The sequence below is a fragment of the Pseudomonas peli genome (assembly GCF_050563605.1).
GTDB classification, from domain to species: Bacteria; Pseudomonadota; Gammaproteobacteria; order Pseudomonadales; family Pseudomonadaceae; genus Aquipseudomonas; species Aquipseudomonas peli_A.
The window spans coordinates 51,698-73,204 of sequence record NZ_JBNXUH010000013.1 but is presented as its reverse complement, the minus strand read 5'-3'; the positions used below and the strand labels follow the sequence as shown (position 1 = coordinate 73,204).

At 62.4% G+C, this 21,507-nt stretch carries 19 protein-coding genes; 10 read left to right on the top strand and 9 right to left on the bottom strand.

Annotated elements, in window-relative coordinates; all coding sequences use genetic code 11:
• Window positions 1-6 precede the first annotated feature (6 nt).
• Both hutH and hutC read left to right on the top strand, forming a co-directional pair.
• Complete coding sequence (hutH, locus tag ACQ4LH_RS16185) at window positions 7-1,542, top strand: histidine ammonia-lyase (RefSeq protein WP_430698091.1); 1,536 nt, start codon at window positions 7-9, stop codon at window positions 1,540-1,542.
• A gap of 83 nt (window positions 1,543-1,625) precedes the next feature.
• A complete protein-coding gene (gene hutC, locus ACQ4LH_RS16180) occupies window positions 1,626-2,339 on the top strand; it encodes a histidine utilization repressor (protein ID WP_304871128.1) in 714 nt (237 codons plus the stop codon).
• 6 nt (window positions 2,340-2,345) lie between these two features.
• Here hutC and ACQ4LH_RS16175 read toward each other — a convergent pair whose 3' ends face one another.
• The 4 genes from ACQ4LH_RS16175 to ACQ4LH_RS16160 form a co-directional block, all read right to left on the bottom strand.
• Window positions 2,346-3,002, bottom strand: coding sequence for an endonuclease I family protein (locus tag ACQ4LH_RS16175; protein WP_430698090.1), 657 nt, complete (start codon window positions 3,000-3,002; stop codon window positions 2,346-2,348).
• Between the two features lie 471 nt (window positions 3,003-3,473).
• Complete coding sequence (locus ACQ4LH_RS16170; protein WP_430698088.1) at window positions 3,474-3,881, bottom strand: PaaI family thioesterase; 408 nt, start codon at window positions 3,879-3,881, stop codon at window positions 3,474-3,476.
• A 28-nt stretch (window positions 3,882-3,909) separates the two neighbouring features.
• Window positions 3,910-4,794: an alpha/beta hydrolase family protein gene (locus tag ACQ4LH_RS16165; RefSeq protein ID WP_430698087.1), complete on the bottom strand. Its 885-nt coding sequence runs from the start codon at window positions 4,792-4,794 to the stop codon at window positions 3,910-3,912.
• Window positions 4,791-5,381, bottom strand: a complete 591-nt coding sequence (locus tag ACQ4LH_RS16160) for a TetR/AcrR family transcriptional regulator (RefSeq protein ID WP_430698086.1) — start codon at window positions 5,379-5,381, stop codon at window positions 4,791-4,793. The genes ACQ4LH_RS16165 and ACQ4LH_RS16160 overlap by 4 nt, the downstream gene beginning before the upstream one ends.
• A gap of 195 nt (window positions 5,382-5,576) precedes the next feature.
• On the opposite strand from ACQ4LH_RS16160, the gene ACQ4LH_RS16155 reads away from it, so the two are divergent.
• The 3 genes from ACQ4LH_RS16155 to ACQ4LH_RS16145 all read left to right on the top strand — a co-directional run bounded on the left by ACQ4LH_RS16155 (window position 5,577) and on the right by ACQ4LH_RS16145 (window position 8,498).
• Window positions 5,577-6,173, top strand: a complete 597-nt coding sequence (locus tag ACQ4LH_RS16155) for a LemA family protein (protein ID WP_430698085.1) — start codon at window positions 5,577-5,579, stop codon at window positions 6,171-6,173.
• A 12-nt stretch (window positions 6,174-6,185) separates the two neighbouring features.
• The gene (locus tag ACQ4LH_RS16150; RefSeq protein WP_430698084.1) at window positions 6,186-8,111 is read left to right on the top strand and encodes a M48 family metallopeptidase; all 1,926 of its coding nucleotides are present in this window, start codon (window positions 6,186-6,188) and stop codon (window positions 8,109-8,111) included.
• A gap of 207 nt (window positions 8,112-8,318) precedes the next feature.
• Window positions 8,319-8,498 carry a hypothetical protein gene (locus ACQ4LH_RS16145; protein ID WP_430698083.1) on the top strand — a complete coding sequence of 60 codons (180 nt, stop codon included), beginning with the start codon at window positions 8,319-8,321 and terminating at the stop codon, window positions 8,496-8,498.
• A 43-nt stretch (window positions 8,499-8,541) separates the two neighbouring features.
• Here the strand turns inward: ACQ4LH_RS16145 and ACQ4LH_RS16140 are convergent, their stop codons facing one another.
• The gene (locus tag ACQ4LH_RS16140) at window positions 8,542-9,438 is read right to left on the bottom strand and encodes a LysR family transcriptional regulator (RefSeq protein WP_430698082.1); all 897 of its coding nucleotides are present in this window, start codon (window positions 9,436-9,438) and stop codon (window positions 8,542-8,544) included.
• Window positions 9,439-9,625: 187 nt separating this feature from the next.
• Here ACQ4LH_RS16140 and ACQ4LH_RS16135 point away from each other — a divergent pair, with 187 nt between their 5' ends.
• Window positions 9,626-10,459 (top strand): AraC family transcriptional regulator, encoded by an 834-nt coding sequence (locus tag ACQ4LH_RS16135; RefSeq protein ID WP_430698081.1) that lies wholly within the window; start codon window positions 9,626-9,628, stop codon window positions 10,457-10,459.
• Here ACQ4LH_RS16135 and ACQ4LH_RS16130 read toward each other — a convergent pair.
• Window positions 10,456-11,379 (bottom strand): ion channel, encoded by a 924-nt coding sequence (locus ACQ4LH_RS16130; RefSeq protein ID WP_430698080.1) that lies wholly within the window; start codon window positions 11,377-11,379, stop codon window positions 10,456-10,458. The two genes, ACQ4LH_RS16135 and ACQ4LH_RS16130, sit on opposite strands and share 4 nt — an antisense overlap.
• Window positions 11,380-11,557: 178 nt before the next feature.
• Between ACQ4LH_RS16130 and ACQ4LH_RS16125 the strand changes: the two genes are divergently transcribed.
• Together ACQ4LH_RS16125 and speB are read left to right on the top strand one after the other, a co-directional pair.
• Window positions 11,558-12,637 (top strand): extracellular solute-binding protein, encoded by a 1,080-nt coding sequence (locus tag ACQ4LH_RS16125; RefSeq protein ID WP_430698079.1) that lies wholly within the window; start codon window positions 11,558-11,560, stop codon window positions 12,635-12,637.
• Window positions 12,638-12,647: 10 nt separating this feature from the next.
• On the top strand, window positions 12,648-13,616 hold the full coding sequence (speB, locus tag ACQ4LH_RS16120) for an agmatinase (RefSeq protein ID WP_430698078.1): 969 nt from the start codon (window positions 12,648-12,650) through the stop codon (window positions 13,614-13,616).
• A 159-nt stretch (window positions 13,617-13,775) separates the two neighbouring features.
• Here speB and ACQ4LH_RS16115 read toward each other — a convergent pair whose 3' ends face one another.
• The 3 genes from ACQ4LH_RS16115 to ACQ4LH_RS16105 form a co-directional block, all read right to left on the bottom strand.
• A complete protein-coding gene (locus tag ACQ4LH_RS16115) occupies window positions 13,776-15,335 on the bottom strand; it encodes an acyl CoA:acetate/3-ketoacid CoA transferase (protein WP_430698077.1) in 1,560 nt (519 codons plus the stop codon).
• A gap of 74 nt (window positions 15,336-15,409) precedes the next feature.
• Complete coding sequence (locus tag ACQ4LH_RS16110) at window positions 15,410-16,795, bottom strand: GntP family permease (protein WP_430698076.1); 1,386 nt, start codon at window positions 16,793-16,795, stop codon at window positions 15,410-15,412.
• A 398-nt stretch (window positions 16,796-17,193) separates the two neighbouring features.
• The gene (locus tag ACQ4LH_RS16105) at window positions 17,194-18,654 is read right to left on the bottom strand and encodes a sigma-54 interaction domain-containing protein (RefSeq protein WP_430698075.1); all 1,461 of its coding nucleotides are present in this window, start codon (window positions 18,652-18,654) and stop codon (window positions 17,194-17,196) included.
• Window positions 18,655-18,887: 233 nt separating this feature from the next.
• On the opposite strand from ACQ4LH_RS16105, the gene ACQ4LH_RS16100 reads away from it, so the two are divergent.
• Together ACQ4LH_RS16100 and ACQ4LH_RS16095 are read left to right on the top strand one after the other, a co-directional pair.
• Window positions 18,888-19,973, top strand: a complete 1,086-nt coding sequence (locus ACQ4LH_RS16100) for a GGDEF domain-containing protein (RefSeq protein WP_430698074.1) — start codon at window positions 18,888-18,890, stop codon at window positions 19,971-19,973.
• Window positions 19,974-20,111: 138 nt separating this feature from the next.
• Window positions 20,112-21,473, top strand: coding sequence for a putative bifunctional diguanylate cyclase/phosphodiesterase (locus tag ACQ4LH_RS16095; RefSeq protein ID WP_430698073.1), 1,362 nt, complete (start codon window positions 20,112-20,114; stop codon window positions 21,471-21,473).
• Window positions 21,474-21,507: the final 34 nt, after the last annotated feature.

Below are 21,507 nucleotides of genomic sequence, written 5' to 3'. Positions count from 1 at the left end.
CCAGTCATGTCGACTATCGAAGTTACCCCTGGCCAGTTGACCCTGGCCCAACTGCGCGCCGCCTACCAGGCACCCCTGCGCGTGAGCCTGGCTGCGTCGGCCTATCCGGCCATCGAAGCCAGTGTTGCCTGCGTCAACGGCATCATTGCTGAAGGCCGTACCGCTTACGGCATCAATACCGGTTTCGGCCTGCTGGCCTCGACCCGCATCGCCAATGATGATCTGGAAAAACTGCAGCGCTCGCTGGTGCTGTCGCATGCCGCCGGTATCGGTGCGCCGCTGGATGACGCCATGGTGCGGCTGATCATGCTGCTCAAGGTCAACAGCCTGGCGCGCGGTTTCTCTGGCATTCGCCGCCAGGTGATCGAGGCGCTGATCGCCCTGATCAATGCCGAGGTCTATCCGCATATTCCGCTCAAGGGCTCGGTCGGAGCGTCTGGCGACCTCGCGCCGCTGGCGCATATGTCGCTGGTGCTGCTCGGTGAAAGCCAGGCGCGGTACCGCGGTGAGTGGCTGCCGGCAACCGAGGCATTGGCCATCGCCGGTTTGCAGCCGATGACCCTGGCCGCAAAAGAAGGGCTGGCGCTGCTTAACGGCACCCAGGTGTCCACCGCCTACGCCTTGCGCGGGTTGTTCGAGGCCGAGGATCTGTTTGCTGCGGCCACCGTTTGCGGCGGCCTGACTGTCGAGGCTGCACTGGGCTCGCGTGCGCCGTTCGATGCGCGCATCCATGCAGCGCGTGGTCAACGTGGGCAGATCGATGTGGCGGCGGTTTATCGTCATCTGCTCGGTGAGAGCAGCGAAGTCGGCCGCTCCCACGAAGCCTGCGACAAGGTGCAGGACCCGTACTCGCTGCGCTGTCAGCCGCAGGTCATGGGCGCCTGCCTGACTCAGCTGCGTCAGGCCGCCGAGGTACTGGCGGTAGAAGCCAACGCGGTGTCGGATAACCCGCTGGTGTTCGCCGCCGAAGGCGAGGTGATTTCCGGTGGTAACTTCCACGCCGAGCCGGTGGCCATGGCCGCCGACAATATCGCCCTGGCCATCGCCGAAATCGGTGCGCTTTCCGAGCGACGCACCTCGCTGATGATGGACAAGCATATGTCGCAATTGCCGCCGTTTCTGGTGGCCAATGGCGGGGTCAATTCCGGCTTTATGATCGCCCAGGTTACTGCTGCCGCATTGGCCAGCGAGAACAAGGCGCTGGCCCATCCGCACAGCGTCGACAGTCTGCCGACCTCGGCGAATCAGGAAGACCATGTGTCCATGGCCCCGGCTGCTGGCAAGCGTCTGTGGGAAATGGCCGCCAACACCCGTGGCGTGCTGGCCATCGAATGGCTGGGCGCCTGCCAGGGCCTGGATTTCCGCGAAGGGCTGAAGAGCTCACCGCTGCTCGAACAGGCGCGTCAGGCCCTGCGCGCGCAGGTGCCGTATTACGTGGAAGACCGCTTCTTTGCTCCGGATATCGAGGCCGCCAATGCCCTGCTCGCCGAGCGGGTGCTGACCCCGTTGTTGCCGAGCGGGGTATTGCCGTCGCTGGCGTAAGCCGTTGCACCCCTCTCCATGGTGGGAGAGGGCAGGTAAGCCGGTTATTATCCGCGCATCGGGTAACCACCCAAGGAGCCGCTGTGAGCAGTACAACCCCGCGCTACAAGGCGATTGAAGCGTTCCTGCTGGAGCGCATCCACAGCGGCGCTTACCCGGTCAATCATCAGATTCCGCCGGAAGAGCAGTTGGCGCGGGATTTCGGGGTCAGCCGGATGACGGCCAACAAGGCCATTCGCGACCTGGTACAGAAGGGCTACCTGCTGCGCCAGGCGGGCCTGGGCACCTTTGTCACTGATCGCAAGGCCGAATCATCGCTGCATGAAGTGCTGAACATCGCCAATGAAGTGCGCGGCCGTGGGCATGCCTACAGCAACGACATCATTCGCTGTGAGGCGTTGGCGGCGGATGATGAGGTGGCGCTGCGTCTGGGCCTGCGTCTGGGCGCGGAGGTGTTTCACAGCATCCTGGTGCACCGCGAGGATGGCGTGCCGATCCAGCTGGAAGACCGCTTCGTCAACCCGCGCTGGGTGCCGCATTACCTGGACAGTGATTTTTCCCGGCAGACGCCCAACGAGGTGCTGGTCAGCAGCTGCCCGATCTCCGATGTCGAGCATGTGGTCGAGGCAGTGCTGGTGGATCAGCAGGTGGCCGACTGGCTGGCTATCGAAGTGGCCGCGCCATGCCTGAGCGTGATTCGTCGAACCTGGTCGGATGAGCATCTGATCAGCTACGCCCGGCTGATCCATCCGGGCGATCGCTATAAGCTGCGTTCCTCACACAAACCACGCCGCTAAAATCGATCAGTTATTGATCTGCTGCTCGACCAGTTCGGGGTTGTCGATAAAGCGGTTGCGGGTGCCTTGCAGGCTGGCGATCTTGTCGTTGCGCGCCTTTTCCTCGGCATCAGGCGGGTCCATCTGGTGCCACTTCTTGTACATCTGCACCTGGCCGACGATGGGCAGGTCGTATTCGACATGCATATAAAAAATCGCCCGGGCCACGTTGCCCTTGGCTTCGTCGCGTGGCTCGACCAGCTGGAAACTGGTTTTCATATCGCAGCCGATATCGGCGAACTTGCTCGGCACGCTGTCATCCAGCTCGCCGAACTGCGCATTGCGCCGCACCAGTTCCACGCGGGTCATGGCCGGGTAGAGGTTGTGCAGGTCGGATGCCATATAGACGTAGCGCGGGTTCATGATCCCGCACTGGCGATCGGTTATGCAGCGCAGCGCGCTTTTCAGCTGTTTGCTGCTGTAGATCGCACTGGCTTTGAGCTGGCCGCTTTCCTCGGTGAACTCTTTACCGCAATACAGCGTGCTACCGCCCTGGCCATAAAGTTGGCTCCAGAACAGTTGTAAAGCGGCTTTAGGGTCGGAAAGCTGGCTTTGCCCGTTAGCCAGTGTGGGTAAGCTGATACTGGCTGCTAGGCAACCGATGGCAAGAAGCAATGAGCGCATGTGTGGCCCCATGACCGCCGTTGACGGGGTCTGTTGTTTTTGTAAGACAAGATCGAGTCTAACAAGACCTGCGTCACAAAATAAAGCCGAGCGTTTGCTCGGTTTTCCTCGGAAAAGTTCGCTGTAGGCTTTGGCTTACACGGCGTGCTGCAGATCGCCACTATGCCCGGTAGCGGACGATGGCTAATCTTCTTCCATGGACGTCGCGCAGGAAGCGCACTTTAGCAACAGGGATACGTGGGACAGCTGCCAGGATGGCAAGCAGATCAAGGATGTCAGCAAACAGTCTGCAAAGGCCCCGCAATGCGGGGTTTTCTTTTTTATAGCCTGCCATCCATGGCAGCCACCCTTCGGGCCATCGCTGCGCGATGTTAAAAATCATTCCAGATGATTTTTTGTGCTCAGCGCATCCATGCGCTTCACCCCTCTGGGGCTTCGCCAAACCGCATAACCCTTCTCGACCTACCGAAGCTATCGCGTGATCACGCTAAATACCGCGCTGGCGCGGGCGATACGCACGGTCTCGACCACAAAGTAGCAATTGGCAAACGCCAGGCTTTTGCCGACCTTCTGCACATCGGTTTCGATGCTTATCCAATCACCAAGTTTGGCGGTGCCGGCGTAGTCGATGGTCAGGCTGCTGGTGACTATGGGCGTGGGCGGCTCTTGGGCGAAGGCGCTGTTGTAGCCCAGGGCCACGTCGGCCAGGCTGCTGAGTACGCCGCCATGCACCAGCCCGCGTGCATTGCAGTGTTTCTCTTCGGCGCGCAGGCCAATCACCAGGCCTGTGTTGCTGCGCTGGTTGTAGATCGGTCCCAGTAGGTCAAGAAAGGGGCTGCTTCTAAACAGCGGGGTAAACCCTGGCGCGATCATGCTCATCAGCGAAACCTCCTTTGTTGTGGGATGTTCAGGCGGCCTGGCGCTGCGCCTGTAATTCGGCAAACCAGTTCAGCGTTTCATCCCACAGCGTCTGCGCCGCCGGGCGGAAGTAGCCCATATGACCGATGGCACCGATGCCTGAGGTTGAATCGATGGTGCGCGCTTGATAGGGCGCGGCGCTGTATGCCGCCATAAAGGCGTCGCGCGAGGCGGGCGGGGCCCACAGGTCGTCCAGGGCATTGGCGGCAATGATCGGCGTGCTGATCTGAGCAAAACGCTCCGCCAGTTCCGGCATCTGCGGGTCTTCAAAGAAGTAGCGTGGGTAGCCGCACCAGCGCTTCCACTGTTTGTACACACCCAGCGGCAAGTCCTCGCCCATGCCCAGCTTGCTCCAGGCCAGATAGCCCTTGTAGCGGGTCAGCAGTGGGCCGATCAGCCGCCACATGGTCAGCACGCGCAACTGCTCGGCCTTGGGCATCCAGCCGTGCCAGCCGGCCCCGGTGCCGAAGGTGTAGAAACCCTGGACTTGATCATGGTTCGGCAGCAGGCCGAAGGCATGCCCGCCAAAGGAGTGGCCGACCATATACAGCGGTCGCTGCGAGTGACGGTGCTGGTCGACGGCGGCCGCCAGGTCGAGGTGCGCCCAGTCCAGATAATCCATGGCAAAGCCGCGCAGGCTGGCCGGTTTCGATTGTCCGATACCGCGGTAATCCAGAGTCAGGGTGCTGTAACCGCGCTGTGCTGCGTACTCGGCAAAGCGTCGGTAGAAACCCTGGGGCACGCCGGTGGCGCCGGCAATCACTAGCTGCGCGATCGGCTCGGGGGCGTGATACAGCGTGGCGGTCAGCGGATAACCGTCAAGTGCCGGCAGCTGCACGCTTTCGCTAAGGATGGCTGGGGTATTGAGGCTCATGGGCGGACTCCTCCCGGAAACTGTTCGCGGGTCAGGTTGAACAGGGCAGTGGCGGCGCGCTTGAGCGGCTCGCTGCTGCCGGCCACGCGGGCTTGCAGCAGCCCGCCTTCATACAGCGCGACAAACAGCGCAGCGAGGTTATCCGCCTGCTCGCTGGGGTAGCCGTAGGCATGCAATTGCTGGCTCAGTGCCTGGCGCACGGCGGCAAAACTGCGTTGCAGGGCGGCGCGAATCTCCACATCTTCCGGGCCGCTTTCCAGGGCGATGGTGGCCAGCGGGCAACCGCGTTCGAACTGGCTGTTCTCCAGCTGTTGCAGTGCACCTTGCAACCAGTTGTGCAGCGCCTTGAGCGGGTCCGGCTGCTGGGTAAAAAGCTGGGTGAACAGGCTATCGATATGCCGGCTGATATGGTCGATAGCCGCCACCGCCAGCTCGCTTTTGCCGCCAGGGAAGTGGTGATAGAGGCTGCCCTTGGGCGCCCCAGCAATTTCCAGCAGCTCACTCAGGCCAACGCCGTGCAGCCCCTTGCGTTGCAGGGAGTCGGCCATGGCGTGAATCAGTTTGTCGCGGGTTGAGGTCTTTTTCATGAGGTAAATATATAGACCGGTCGGTCTATTTTGCCAAGGTTTTTTCCTCCATAGCGAGTCGGTATGACGCTGCATAAGTTGCCTTTGCGGCCGCCGCTGCCCCAGGCGTGTTGTCAGGGTGCGCCGGTGAGCATTTCCTTCAGCCGTTTTCCGCTACCATCTGCTTCTCTCCCGCATGCGATAAGGATTTCCCCCATGTCCATCTCCACGATGATTTTCCTGGCGGTTGTCGCCGCGCTGATCTTTTACGTGATTGGCATCTACAACCAGCTGGTGACCCTGCGTAACCGCTTTCAGAACGCCTTTGCGCAGATCGAGGTGCAGCTCAAGCGCCGTTATGACCTGATCCCCAATCTGGTGGAAACCGCCAAGGGCTATATGTCTCACGAGCGGGAAACCCTGGAGGCGGTGATTGCCGCGCGCAATAACGCGGTGACCGGGCTTAAGGCCGCGGCGGCGCAGCCGGGCAATGCGCAGAGCATGGCGCAGCTGGGCGGTGCGGAAGGGCTGCTGAACAGTGCCCTGGGCCGCCTGAATGTCACGCTTGAGGCTTACCCGGACCTCAAGGCCTCGGCGAATATGCAGCAGCTCAGTGAAGAGCTGAGCAGCACCGAGAACAAGGTGGCCTTCGCCCGCCAGGCCTTCAACGATGCGGTGATGGCCTACAACACCTACAAGCAGGCGTTCCCGCCGGTATTGTTGGCCGCCAGCTTTGGCCACGCTCAGGACGCCAGCCTGCTGGAGTTCGCCGACAGCGCGGCGATTCAGGAAGCGCCGAAGGTGTCGTTCTAAGGACTCCCTGGAATGAATTTCTTCGAGCAACAGGATCGCGCCCGGCGTAACAGTGGGCGTCTGCTGATTCTGATGGCGCTGGCGGTGCTTAGTCTGATCACTCTGACCAGTCTGGTGCTGGGGTTGGTCTGGCAGCTCTTTGGTCAGAGTCACAGCTCGCTGTGGTTGGCCAGTGATACGCCGAACAGCGTATTGCCCAGTTGGCCACTGGTGGGTTGCGTCGCGTTGGCGGTGATCGGTGTGGTGCTGCTGGGCAGTCTGTACAAGCAGCTGCAGCTGAGCCGTGGCGGCCAGGCGATTGCCGAACGGTTGGGTGGGCGCTTGATCAACCTGTCGCCACAAAACCTCGAAGAACGGCGGCTGCTCAATGTGGTGGAGGAAATGGCCCTGGCCTCCGGCACCTCGGTGCCGCCGGTGTATGTGCTCGATGATGCCGGAATCAACGCCTTTGCCGCTGGCCTGACGCCGCAGGATGCGGTGATCGGGATTACCCGTGGCGCGATCTGCCAGCTCAGTCGCGATGAATTGCAGGGCGTGATTGCCCATGAATTCAGCCATATCTTCCACGGCGATATGCGCCTCAACACGCGTCTGGTTTCGGTGCTGCACGGCATTCTGCTGCTCGGCCTGATTGGCGGTTTTCTGCTGCGCAGCAGTGGGCGTGGGAGCCGTTCCAGTCGCGATAACTCGGTGGCGATCGTGCTCGCCATTGGCGTCACGCTTTGGGTGCTGGGCTATGCCGGGACCTTTTTCGGCAATCTGATCAAGGCCGCCGTAAGCCGCCAGCGCGAGTTTCTTGCCGATGCCTCGGCGGTGCAGTACACCCGCAACCCGGACAGCATCGCCGGGGCTTTGAAGAAGATCGGCGGCAACCTGTATGGCTCGCAGCTGCAGGCCGGGCATGCTGCCGAGTTCAGCCATATGTACTTTGCCGCCGGCGTCCGCCAGGCGCTGGACGGCATGCTGGCCACCCATCCGCCCTTGGATCAGCGCATCCTCCGCATCACGCCAGGCTGGGATGGTCGTTATCCGCATGTGGCGGATATCAGCGCGGCAACGCCGGCGGCTGCAGCCAGCGATTCGGCGGTCAATCTGCATGATCTGAGCGCTTTTGCCCCAGGCTTGAGCGCAGCCTCGGCGAGTGAAGCGATTGGCGCCATTGGCGATCCGCAGGCGCCACATCTGCTGGCCGCGCGTAGCACTCTGGCGCATCTGGATCTTGCCCTGAGTGAGGCGGCGCACAGCTGCAGTGGTGCCCAGGCGTTGCTCTACGGCCTGCTGCTCGACCCTATCGAGACGCAAGCGGCGCAGCAATTACAGCTGTTGCAGCCACGTATCGCCGCCGAGGTTGCCGCGCAGCTTGAGCAGTTGCGTGAGCCGCTGCGTCAGCTGGCGCCTGGCATGCGTTTGTCTCTTCTGGATCTGGCCATGCCCGCCCTCAAACAACTGGCGGCCGATCAGTTCGCCACGCTCAAGGCCAACCTGGCCCTGCTGATTCGCGCCGATGGCCGGGTCGCACTGCTGGAATGGACGCTGCTACGGATTGTCGAGCGCAACGTCGCAGGCGTGCGTGCGCAAACTAGCCGTTATCAGCTGAAGGACCTGGCCGCTGAAACCTGCGTGGTGCTGTCACTGCTGGCCCGCGCCGGCGGAGTGGATGAACCAGCCGCGCAGCTCGCGTTCAAGCATGCCGGCAGTGAGCTGCCGTTCCCGCTCGCACAATTGCTACCGGCCAGTGCCAGTAATTTATCGGCGCTTGAACCTGCGTTGCGGCGCCTGAGCCTGCTCTGGCCGTTGCAGAAACCGCAGTTGCTCAAGGCCATGGCGCGCTGCATCGAACATGACGGCCAGATCAATGCCGCCGAGGCCGAGCTGATGCGCGCGGTGGCGGATATTCTCGATTGCCCGATGCCGCCTTTGCTCGCCGCGCAGGGCTGATCATCTGGTTGACCGTCTGGCGGTGCGGCTTGACCCTGCGCCGCTGCGGGTAGACTGTAAAACTGCGTCGCGTTGTCATGCCCTGGTCATCAAACGGGGCAATGCTGAAGCGGCCAATAACAATCTTCCTTCTTTCAGGGCGTTCGCCCCTTTCATTGCACTGCCTCCTGACCCCGTCACGCCGTTTTGTACGGCAAGGAGAGAGCCATGAACCTGTTGCAACCTGTCACCGCTGGGTTTTTTGACCCACAGCTACAGCTTGAAGCCGAGCCTGATGAGGCTGAGCCGCACGGCGCTAGCATCCATGCGGAAATCATCCACACCATCGCCGCTATCGACCAATTGACTGCGCACTTGCAGCGTCCACCTGAGTCATCGTTGCGCTAAACGTCACCAGCGTCTGGCGGTGTAGTGGCCGCCATGCGTCTGCTCATGTGGCAAAGGCTAGCGTCAGATCCTCGATAAACGCTTGCTGCGCATCCCCTTGATGCTGGCCGCGGTGGCTGGCCAGATGAAACTGCACTTCAAAACTCAGCGCATCGGCTTGCAGCGCACGCAAACGGCCGCTGGCCAGCCAGGGCGCGGCGATATGTTCGGGCAGGTAACCGATATGCCGGCCGGAGAGGATAAATGCCAGGGTGCCGTCTACCTGCTCGGTCTGCGCGGAACTGGCGGCGCTCTGGAAGGGCTCGCGGGCCTGCACAAAGCGGTAGGGGTGATGCACTCTGTCGGCCTGTTGCAAGTCGGCGAAGTTGATCTGCGCGCGCTTGAACAATGGATGGCCCTCCGCGCAGAACAGCACCTGGCGCTCGCGAAACAGAGGCTGATAATCCAGCGCGGCCTGGTTGCCGGAGAAGTAGCCGATGGCCAGGTGCAGCTGGTCCTGCAACAGGCGCCGCTCCAGTTCGGCCGGCATAGCGGTGAGCAGTTCGATCTGCACCGCCTGGTTGCGCCCGCGAAAGCGGCCAATAGCATCGGCTACCTGTTCCAGCACATTGGCCGCCAAACCCTCGGACAGGCCGATACGCAGCTCGCCCAGCAGTTTGTCAGCCATGCCCTGGGCTTCGCCCTTGAACGTATCGATGGCGCTGAACAGTTTGCGCGTGGCGCTCAGCACCTGCTCGCCCTTGGGCGTCAGGCGAAAACCGCCCTTGCCGCGTTCGCACAAGCGAAAACCCAGGCGGGTTTCCAGCTTGGCCATCTGCGTGCTGATGGTCGACTGGCCAATCCCCAGCTCGCCCTGAGCGGCGCTAAAGCCGCCGCATTCCACCACGGTGACAAACAGGCGCAGCAACTGCAGGTCAAGGTCGCGCAACTGGCTGAGCATGCCGGCTCCAAACATTGTTGGTTATCGATGCGCGAGTAGATCACTTGGTTTTTCTTCAATGCAACCTGGGATGCATCGCGTCTGCCTGACGCTGCGCCGTGGCAGCATTGCAGCCTGTGCGCAAGAACGATCAAGCGCGCTGCGTATTGGCTGCCGATACTGCCGCCATGTCTTGTGAGGAGCGGAAATGGACCCCGTCAGCAAAGCCCTTTGGCTGATCGAAACGGAACTCGATAAAGCACTCGACCTGGAGCTGCTCGCCAGTGTCTGCGGTCTGTCGCGGTTCAGCCTGTCGCGGGTATTTGCCGGTGCCACGGGGTGGTCGGTGATGCGCTACGTCAAGGCGCGTCGCTTGAGCCGCGCGGCGCATCGTCTGGCGCTGGGTGCGCCGGATATTCTTGAGGTTGCGCTGGAGGTCGGTTATGGCTCCCATGAGGCATTTACCCGAGCGTTCCGCGAGCACTTCGGGCTAACCCCCGAAGCGTTGCGTGCGAACGGTACATTGAATGGAATCGAATTGCGGGAGGCCCTGCGCATGCAAGCTACTACTACTTTTCCCCTGTTAGAACCCCGTTTTGTCGACGGCGAAGAACTGCTGATTGCCGGGCTCGGCGAACGTTTCACCGCCGATACGACCCAGGGCATTGCCGCGCTGTGGCAGCGTTTCGTGCCCTATATCGGCCGCGTGCCAGGGCAGCAAGGCTGGGAAACCTTTGGTGTGTGCTGCAACCCACAGAATGACGGCAGTTTTGAATACATCGCCGGGGTACTGGTCAATCGCACCGATGACTTGCCTGCGGGTTTCACCCAGCAGCGTTTAGCTGCCCACCGCTACGCAGTGTTTCTGCACCGCGGGCATATCTCGAGCATTCACGAGACCTTCAACGCCATCTTCCAGCGCTGGCTGCCCAACGCCGGGCTGCAGGGCGCCGATGCGCCGGAGTTCGAGCGTTACAGCGGCGACTTCAACCCGATGACGGGTACGGGCCAGGTGGAAATCTGGGTGCCGCTGCGGGGTTAGCGGGTCATCTTTTTCACGAAAACCACGACAAACAGCGCCATGGTGAAGCTGCCGGCGAACGCCTCGAAGGCGGCAATCGGGCGAGCCAGACCGTGTGGGGTGATATCGCCGTAGCCGAGGGTGGTGAAGGTCACCACGCTGAAGTAGAGGCAGTCGCCGAGGTCATCCAGGTTAGCCAGCCAGCCGCGCTCCAGGGCCAGGCCCAGGGTTTGCCCGGCGTGTTGTACGCCGACCAGAAAGTACAGCAGGCCGCAGAACACGATCAGCGCGATGGAGAACAGCACGACATTGAGCGGCTTTTCGCCGTAGCCGCTAAACAGGTCGACCAGCCAGGACAGCAGACGTCTGCCGCCATAGCGCGGCAGTTGGCGGCGGCGCATGACCATTTCGCGGTGGAAGAATATGCCGGCCTGCTCGAACAGCCCAGCTTTCTCCAGGTGCAGACGCAGGTTGCGATAGGTTTCCTCGGCCTCTTCAAAGCAGCGTCTAGCGGCGTCGCTGTCGCCAAGGCGTTGGTGCGCGCTGCCCTGGCGTTCCTGGCGCAGGCGCCGATCCCAGATCACGTTGTCCAGGCGCGCGCCGTCGAGTTGCACGCCGAGCAGGTTGCAGTCGCGCAGGTCGCAGCAATGCAGGTTGGCGCCACGCAGGTCAGCTTTCATCAGCGAGCTGCCGCGCAGATCGAGGCCGAACAGGTGGGCTTTCTGTAGGTCAGCGCGGTACAGGTCACTATCGCGCAGGTCGTAGCCGGTGCGCTGGTGGTGATTGACCAGATCGATACCGGCCAGCTTGGCGTACTTGAGCTGAAAGCCGCGCATCGGCGCGCCGCTTTGCGCGCGCTGGTGCAGGGCGGCGCAGAGCCCTTCGGCGTCGCGCTTGTCCTGGTCGGCATCGAGCCAGAAACTTTCGTCGGGCTCAGTCATAGGGCCGCTCTCTGGGAGTTATCTAACAAGCCTAGTCGGCTGCTGATGGGGCAGACGGCTTCGCTTGGTTAAACATTGATGGGTGGCAATGTCAGCGTGCGCCACTTCATATTTATCCGAAGCAAATGGCGGCGCAGGATGCACTGGCCCGATAAAAAAGCCGATGAGGTAATTCGCCATGCGCCCGCTCATGCCCCTGTTGCTGCTGTGCTGCGCCGTTGCCGCGCAGGCCGAGGAGAAGGCCCTCAACCTCTACAGCTGGTCCGCCTACCTGCCTGAGCAAGCGTTGCAGCGTTTCCAGGCCGAAACGGGGATCAAGGTCAAATACGACATCTTCGACAGCGCCGAAGCCCTGGACAGCAAACTGCTGACCGGCGGCAGTGGTTATGACGTGGTCTTCCCGGCTTCCAGCGGCCTGGCTCGGGCGATACAGGCCAAGGCCGTGCAGCCGCTGGATCGCACCCAGCTGCAAAACCTGGATAACCTCGACGGCGAGCTGCTGGGCAAACTTGCCAGCGCCGACCCCGGCAACCAGTACGGCTTGCCGTACACCTGGGGCACGGTCGGCGTGGGCTTTAACCTTCAGGCGTTGGAGCAGCGTCTGCCCGGCGTGCCGCTGAATAGCCTGGATCTGCTGTTCAAACCCGAGTACGCCAGCAAGCTCAAGGACTGCGGCATCGCGGTGATCGACTCGCCGCAGGAAGTGATCAGCATCGTCCTCAACTACCTCGGCAAAGACCCCTACAGCAGCGAGCGTGCCGACCTCGATGCGGTGGCGCAGCTGCTCACTCAGCTGCAACCGAACCTGCGTTACGTTGGCGCCGGGCGGCATATCAATGACCTGGCCAAGGGCGAAATCTGCCTGGCGCTGACCTACAACGGCGACGCCTATATGGCGGCTGCCAACGCCGCTGAGGCCAAGCAGCCGTTTGAGGTGCAGTACCGCATCCCGCGTGAGGGTACTTTGCTGTGGTTTGACACCATGGCCATTCCCGCCGATGCACCGCACCCCAAGGCCGCCCACGCCTTTATCGATTACATGCTGCGCCCCGAGGCCATCGCCGAGCTGACCAACAGCGTGTTTTTCGCCAACGCCAACCATGCGGCCACTGCGCTGGTTGACCCGGAAATTACCGGTGATGCCGATATCTACCCCGGTGAAACCGTGCGGGCCCGGCTGTTCGCCGAACAGCTGATGCCGCTGCGTCAACAGCGTGAACGCACGCGCATCTGGACCACTTTCCGCAGTCAGTATTGAGGACAAGGCAATGGAAGCATTCAACGGCAACGACCTGGCCTTCACCCGCGACAGCCTCTACGGCACTTTTTCCGAGCCGACCTACGCCGGCGTCACCAGTTTTATGCGCCGGCGTTACAGCCGCGACTTGCAGGGCGTGGACCTGGTGGTCAGCGGCGTGCCCTTCGACACCGCCACCACCAACCGCCCCGGCACCCGCTTCGGTCCGCGAGCGATTCGCGCCGCTTCGATCACCAGCGCCTGGGAGCGGCATTACCCCTGGGAGTTCGACCCCTTCGATCACCTGGCAGTGATCGATTACGGCGACTGCAATTTCGATCACGCCCTGCCGCACAAAATTCCGGCGGCCATCGAGGCGCATGCCGAGCATATCGTTCAGGCCGGTTGCGCCATGCTCACCCTGGGCGGCGACCACTTCATCAGCTACCCGCTGCTCAAGGCCCATGCGCGCAAACACGGCGCGCTGTCGCTGGTGCACTTCGATGCACACAGCGACACTTGGCCGGACAGCGACGACAGCGAACAGGGCGTCAGCCACGGCACCATGTTCTATCACGCTGCTCGCGAAGGGTTGGTCGATCCGTCACGCTCGGTGCAGATCGGCCTGCGCACCACCAATGACGACGTGATGGGTTTTCAGGTGCTGGATGCGCGCCAGGTGCACCGCAGCACGCCGGAGCAGATCGCCGCACAGGTACGCGCGCGGGTCGGCGATAACCCGGTGTACCTGACCTTTGATATCGACTGCCTCGACCCGGCCTTTGCCCCCGGCACCGGCACGCCGGTATGCGGCGGCCTGAGTACCCATCAGGCGCTGGAAATTCTGCGCGCTCTGCGCGGCATCAATCTGGTCGGCATGGATGTGGTGGAAGTCTCGCCGCCTTACGACCATGCCGAACTCACCGCTCTGGCTGGTGCCACGGTGGCGATGGAATTGGTGTGCCTGTATGCCGCGCGGCATAAATTGGGCGAGCGTTGAGAGGGAAATACCTAGGATGGAAATCGCTGTTTATTTCCACCATTGGCGTTCACCTCGGCTGCCCATGGCGGACCGATGAAGCCTGGTCCACCCTAGGATTAGCAGCAAAACCTGGGCAAAAAAACGGGCCCAGCGGGCCCGTAAATTCACACTCAAGTTTTACTCGGCGTGCAGCTGCTCGCACAGGCCGATGGGGGGCGGCAGAAACAGCCGCGCATCCATCAGCTGCGGCGTACGCACGATGGGGGTGAAGTCCATGCGGTCGAGGATGTCGCGCTGGATATCCACCCCCGGCGCCACTTCGATCAGCTCCAGGCCATCTAAGGTCAGGCGGAACACGCAGCGTTCGGTGACATACAGCACCGGCTGGCCGCGCTCGGCAGCCTGGTGACCGGCGAAGGTGCGGTGTTCCACCTCGGCGACGAACTTGCGCAGCTCGCCGTCCTTGATGATGCACAGCTGGCCATCCGCGATGCGGATATCCTGCGGCCCGGCGCTGAAGGTGCCGAGGAACACCACCTGCTTGGCGTTCTGGCTGATATTGATAAAACCGCCCGCTCCGGCCAGGCGTGAGCCGAACTTGGACACGTTGAGGTTGCCCGCGGCATCGGCCTGGGCCAGGCCGAGAAAGGCGATATCCAGGCCGCCGCCGTCGTAGAAATCGAACTGATAAGGCTGGTCGAGCAGCGCGCTGTGGTTGCTCGCTGCGCCAAAATCCAGCCCCGAGGCGGGGATGCCGCCGATCACCCCAGGTTCGGCGGTCAGGGTCAGGCGTTCAATCACCCCTTCCTCGGCCGCAACTCCGGCCACACCTTCCGGCATGCCGATGCCGAGGTTGACCACCGCACCGGCTTTCAGCTCCAGCGCCGCGCGGCGGGCGATCAGTTTGCGCACATCCAGCGGCATGGCTTTCAGGCTGTCCATCGGCACCCGGGTTTCGCCGGCGAAGGCCGGGTTGTAGGCGGTGGCAAAGGTTTGCTGATGATTGGCCGGCTCGGCCAGCACCACGCAGTCCACCAGAATCCCAGGGATCTTCACCTCGCGAGCATTTAGCGAACCGCGTTCGACAATGCGCTCAACCTGGGCGATCACCAGCCCGCCCGAGTTGCGCGCGGCCATGGCGATGGCCAGGCTCTCGATGGTCAGCGCCTCACGCTCGAAGCTCAGGTTGCCGTCCGGGTCGGCACTGGTGGCGCGCACCACGGCCACGTGAATCGGGAAGGTCGGGTAGAACAGATAGTCCTCACCGTCGATGGGCATCAGCCGCACCAGCTCGGTGGTGGTGCGCGCATTGAGCTTGCCGCCGCCGTGGCGCGGGTCGACGTAGGTGCCCAGGCCGACGCGCGACAGTTGCCCCGGCTTGCCGGCGGCGATGTCGCGGAACAGTTGGGAAATTACCCCCTGCGGTAGGTTGTAGGCCTCGATACGGTTATCCACCGCCAGCTTCTGCAGCCCCGGCACCAGCCCCCAATGGCCGCCGATGACCCGGCGCACCAGTCCTTCGTGGGCCAGGTGATTGAGGCCGCGACCCTTGCCATCGCCTTGGCCGGCGGCATACACCAGGGTCAGGTCGCGCGGTGCCTGTTCAGCGAGAAAGCGCTGCTCCAGCGCGATGGCGATCTGCTCGGCGAAACCGATGCCGACGAAGCCGCCGGTGGCCAGGTTGGCGTTATCCGGGATGCGCGCCACAGCGGCGGCGGCGGTCATGATCTTGCTCATAGCGGGTACTCGAAAGCGATTGAACAACATTGAGTAGAGGCGGCATGGCGCACAGGGGCGCCATGCCAGGCCCGTCAGAAACTACCGAACAGCGTGCCCAAGGTGATGACGACCACCAGCGCCACCATCGGGAAAGCCACGGTGTTAACGAAGATAAATTTGTACGACTCACGGTGCGTCAGCTTGCAGATCGCCAGCAGCGAGATCACCGCGCCGTTGTGCGGCAGGGTGTCCATGCAGCCGGAAGCCATCGCGGCGACGCGGTGCAGCAGCTCGGGGCTGATGCCGGCGGCGTTGGCCATGGTCAGGTACTGCTCGCCGAGGGTCTTCAGCGCAATCGACATACCGCCGGACGCCGAACCGGTGATGCCGGCGAGGATATTCACCGCCACGGCTTCGGAGATCAGCGGGTTGTCGGAGACGCCGAGCACCAGGTCGCGAATGATCACAAAGCCGGCCAGGGATGCGATCACCGTGCCGTAACCCACTTCGGCGGCGGTGTTGAGGATTGGCAGCATGGAGCCGAACGCGCCGTCGTTGACGCTCTTCTTCAGGTCCATCCAGCGCTTCCAGTGCATGGCGATCAACAGCAGGATGGCCGCGCTGAGGGCCACGATGATCGACCAGATACCGATCAGCGACTTGGCGTCCTGCAGGCCGCCGAACTCCGGCTTGGCCAGGTAGCTGGTGTCGATGCTCGGCAGAATCTGCTTGGCCATCAGGAAGTTCAGGCCGATCACCACAAAGATCGGCAGCAGGGCCAGCCAGAAACCGGGGATCGTGCGCTGGTCCTCGACGACCGGGTCGTCGCGGTGCTCGCCGTAGCTTTCACCGGCAGCCATCAGCTTGCGCGACTGCGCGGTGAGCCACCAGGTGCCGAGGCCGAACATGATCAACCCGGCGATAACACCAAGACCCGGTGCGGCAAAGGCGTCGGTGCCGAAAAACGGGTTGGGAATGGCGTTCTGAATTGCCGGCGTGCCGGGCAGTGCGGTCATGGTGAAGGTGAACGAGCCAAGGGCTATGGCACCGGGAATCAGGCGCTTGGGAATACCCGCCTCACGAAACAACGCCGCGCCAATCGGGTACACCGCAAAGGCCACCACAAACAGCGACACGCCGCCGTAGGTGAGGATGCCGCATGCCAGCACGATAGCCAGAATCGCCCGCTCACTGCCGACCTTGGCAACGATGCCATGGGCGATGGCGCGGGCTGACCCCGAGTCGTCCATCAACTTGCCGAACAGCGCGCCGAGCAAGAACAGCGGGAAGAACTGGATCACGTAGCCGCCCATGGCCTTCATAAACACCTGGGTGTAGGTGGGCAGCAGCAGGCCGATATCGCCGGCAAACAGCAATGCCAGCAGAGCGAGCAGTGGGGCGAGGATCAGCACGTTGATGCCGCGATAGGCGAGATACATCAACAATGCGAGGGAAATCAGAATACCGAGGGTACCCATGGCTGGTTCCTTTTGTTGTTGTTTTAAGCACCGCTCTATGGCGACGCTGATGAGCTTGCTCGTTAAGTCAGGCAGCGAAGCAAAGCGTTGAGCAGACTAGAGCGAAAGCTGTGCCAGACGGGGCTACGACTTTGGTCTAGGTGGGTGAAAGGCTTGTGGTTGATGGGTTGCGTGGGTTTTTAGGGGAGACGGCGGGGTTGCAGGGGGAGGAGGGTGTGTCTTTATCTTTGGAATTAGTCCAGAAATTTAGATGGAAAGAGTCGCGTAATTCCAGATATCTGGATTGGTGCTTTTCGTAGGAGCGGGCTTGCCCGCGATCTCTTTCTGACTCAAAAGCATCGCGGGCAAGCCCGCTCCTACAGGGAATTGCGCTCGCGTTAGGCGGGGGTGAGCCTGGCTTAATCGTGCTTACCCAGTCCATGCTGCGCCAGCTTGGCGTATAGGCCTGCGCGGGAAATGCCTAGGCGTTCGGCGGCCTGTTGGCGGTTGCCGGTCGTGGCGTGCAGGGCTTCGACCAGGGCCTGGCGTTCGGCCTGCGCCAGTTGCTCGGCCAGGGTTTGCGCCCCTGTGGCGGCGGGCTGTGGCGCAAGGCTGGGTGCTGCGGGCGTCACCGGATCAACCAGCAGCGCCCGCGCAGCCGACGCATTCAGGTGGCCATCGACATCTAATTGCGCGCGTTCCAGCAGGTTGCGCAGTTCGCGCACGTTACCGCGCCAGGGTTGCGCGCTAAGCAGGGCGAGGGCGTCGTCGCTTACTTCCAGCGGCGCCTGAGTCGAGCGGTTGGCGATATCGTCGAGCAGGTGCTCTAGCAGCGCCGGGATATCTTCGCGGCGCTCGCGCAGTGGTGGCACACGCAGGGCCAGCACGTTAAGGCGGTAGTAGAGGTCATCGCGGAACTGTCCGGCGGCTACCTTGGCTTCCAGGTCGATATGCGTCGCCGCGATTACCCGCACATTCAGCGGTTTGACCTGGTTGGAGCCGAGCGGCTCAACCTCCTGCTCCTGCAGTACCCGCAGCAGCTTGGCTTGCAGCGGTAGCGGCAGGTCGCCGATCTCATCGAGAAACAGCGTGCCGCCGTTGGCCACCTCGAACTTGCCGATGCGTGCCTTGCGATCCGCGCCGGTAAAGGCGCCGGGCGCGGTGCCGAACAGTTCAGCCTCGACCAGGGTTTCCGGGATGGCCGCAACGTTGACCGCGACAAACGGCCCGTTGGCCCGTGGCGACAGGTTGTGGATGCCCTGGGCCAGCAGCTCTTTGCCGGTGCCGGTTTCACCGCGCAGCAGCACTGTGGCGTCCAGTTGTGCGGCGCGACGGGCCTGGCGTTTGACTTCACTGGCTGCGCTGCTGGCGCCGATAAACCCGGCGATGGTGTAACGCGCGCGGCGGGCCTTGGCCAGTTCGTGCTGGGTCGCCACCAGCTGGCTTTGCAGGGTGTTGAACTTGGCCATCAGCGGTTTGAGATGGCGAGCTCGGTCGAACAGTACAAAGCCCAGCGCGCCGACCAGGGTGCCGTCCTCGTCGCGCAGCGGAATACGGGTGACCACGAAATGTTCGCTGCCGAAAGCCATCAGGTCGAGCATGCTCGGCTGGCCGCTTTCCACCACCTCACGCAGGCGACTGGCCGGCAGCACTTCTTCGATCTCCTTGCCGAGCACGCTGCGCGGATCGCTGATGCCAACCTTTTCGGCGTACTTGTCGTTGATCCAGACAATCCGCGCCTGCCGGTTGACCGCAATAGTGCCCTCGCATTGCGCGTTCAGGTGGTCGAACAACAGCGGCATGGCCACGGCGCGGAAGCGCTCGGGCGAAACACCAATGATCAGGCCGTGTTGGTCGAGGTCGTCGCGGGCAATGGCCATGGGCGCAGTACATCCAGAATCAGGTGCGGCCGATTATGGGTGGCGCTGTGCGCAGGGGGCAACCAGCGGGCGGTGCGCAGCTGCTGAACAAGGCTTGATAAAAGGTTCGCGGGTCTACGCAGCCAGTGGCGCGCGGCTCTTAGGTAAGCCGTGGAGTGCGGCGTTGTCTGGCCAAGGGCCTAGCAGTTGAGGCACAGTGAGCCATCAAACCGCCATCTATGCAGCGCCGGGCCATGTTTTTTCGACCGCGAACCAAACCGGGCAGTGACAACAGCGTAGCCGTCGACGATTTGCAGGATGTCGGCCAGCGTTCGTTGATCCGCATGATCTTTGCCACCACCGGGCTGACCCTCGGGGTGTTCTGCGTGCTGCAATTTATGGCCGGCAACTACCTGTTTGCCAGCTTCGAACTGGTAGCGACCGGGATCTTGCTGTGGGGCGCCTGGCGCATTGTCCGGGTGCGCAACCTGCTGCCCTGGATCTACCTCTACCTGCTGCCGACCTTCAGTTTTCTGCTGTACATCATCGTCATCCCCAATGCCTCGAAGACTGCCTTCGTCTGGGTCTACAGCATCCCCGTGCTGTCCTACCTGCTGCTTGGGCGCACGCGCGGCAGCCTGCTGTCGCTGCCTTTCGTGATCGGCGCCTGCCTGCTGTACCTCTACACCTACCCGATCCAGATGGATGCCGAAAGCCTGATCGACCTGGGCAATGCAGTGTTCTGCGGAGTGATGATTCTGGTCTTCGTCTACCTCTACGAAGCCCGCCGCGCCGCTGCCTACCAGCAGCTGCAACATATGGCGCGCACCGACGCGCTGACCGGTGTGGCCAGCCGTGGCAGCTTCCAGCAAAGCCTGGAGCAGAGCATCCGCGAGGCGCAGCGTAGCCAGGCCAAACTGGTACTGGTGGTGCTGGATGTCGACCACTTCAAAGCGGTCAACGATCAGTACGGCCACGATGCCGGCGACCAGGCCCTGCGGCACATCTGCAATAGCCTCAGCTCACGCCTGCGCGCCACCGACACCCTTGGCCGTTTGGGTGGTGAGGAGTTCGGCCTGCTGCTGCGCAATACCGATGGCCAGGGCGCCGAACCGCTGGTGGAAACCCTGCGCGAGCAGCTGTGCAGCCAGCCGATGCGCTATGGCAACCAGGAGATTTCGCTGTCCGCCACCTTCGGCCTGGCCGAATGGCCCGCCGATGGCAGCACCGCCGAGCAGCTTTACCGCTGCGCCGATCAGCGCCTGTATCGCGGCAAAGAGCTGGGTCGCAATCGCCTTGTTGGCCGCAGCAGCGCCGTGGATAAGCACCGCGCCGAGTAAACACCTCCGGCACGCCGCGCAATCGCGCAGAAGGCCCTGGTTAGGGCGTCTACACTCATCTCTGCCCATCCAAAAGCCGCAGCAGGCATGCATTCGACGGCGCTTTTCGCGACACCACAGGTCACTCAGGGACTTTCCATGACCGTCCTTTCAGCCTCTATCAAGCAGGTCATCAAACTCTGGCATTCGCCCGATCTGGCGCTGATCGGTCAGCGCCGTGAGCGGCGCATGCGCATGCTCGCCAGCCTGGTACTGCTGCTGGTCGGCAGCTTCTGGGGCATCTTCTTCACCCTGCGCGGCGCGTGGGGCATCGTGCTGATGGACCTGCTGATGATCTTCTGCGGCCTTGGCGTATTTATCCTCACCCTGCGCAACCGCGTGCGCCTCGCCAACCTGCTGCTGTTCGGCGTGATCATCCTGGTGATTGTCGGCACCACATTGCTGATGGACCCACACACGGCAGCGGCACCACGGGCCACTCATCTGTACCTGCTGCCGCTCGCGGTGGCGGCGCTGATGGCGTTTCGCGACGAGCGTCTGTGGCTGCGCTACGGCGTTGCCGTGCTGTGCCTGAGTTTGTTCACCGTGCTGGCCTCGTCATCCTGGAGTCCCACCAGCGCCTTCAACCTGCCGGATGAAGTGCGGGTGATTGGCTCCTGGGTGCAGGGCGTGGCGGCCATGCTGATGCTATTTGTGCTGTTGCACATCCTGCAAAGCGACGCCGCAGAACGCTCGGTACTCGACCGCGATCTGCACGCGGCGCTGCGTGAGCAACAGTTTGTGCTGCACTACCAGCCGCAACTGAACAGCAGCGGCACGGTGATCGGCGCCGAAGTGCTGATCCGCTGGCAACACCCGCAGCGCGGGCTGGTGCAGCCTACCGAATTTATTGGCCATGCTGAGAAAACCGGGCTGATTATCCCGATCGGCCAATGGGTGCTGGAGCAGGCCTTTACCCAGCTGCACGCCTGGAAAGACGACCCGCTGTACCGCGACATCAGCCTGGCGGTAAACATCAGCCAGAAGCAGTTTCGCCAGGCCAGCTTTGTCACCGACATGCTCGGGCTGATCGAAACCTACGCCATCGACGCCCGGCAGCTTGAACTGGAACTGACCGAAACCCTGATCGTCCACGACATCGACGACCTGATGCGCAAAATGGCTGCGCTGGTTGAGCGTGGCGTGCGCTTCTCCCTGGACGATTTCGGCACCGGTTTCTCCTCCCTCAGCCACCTTAAACGCCTGCCCCTCAACACCCTGAAAATCGACCGCTCATTTATCAGCGACGTCCTCACCGATGCCAATAGCCAAGCCATCGTGCGCACCGTTATCGCCCTGGCGCAAAGCATGGGCATGACGGTAATTGCCGAAGGCGTGGAAACCGAAGCGCAACAGCAGTTTTTGCTGAGCAACGGCTGTATGCAGTTTCAGGGGTATTTGTTTAGTAAGCCGCTGCCGCTGGGGGCGTTTACTGCGTTTGTGGAGAGGCAGAATGGTTGAGGGGTAGATGTGGATTCGATAAGGGTAGAAACGC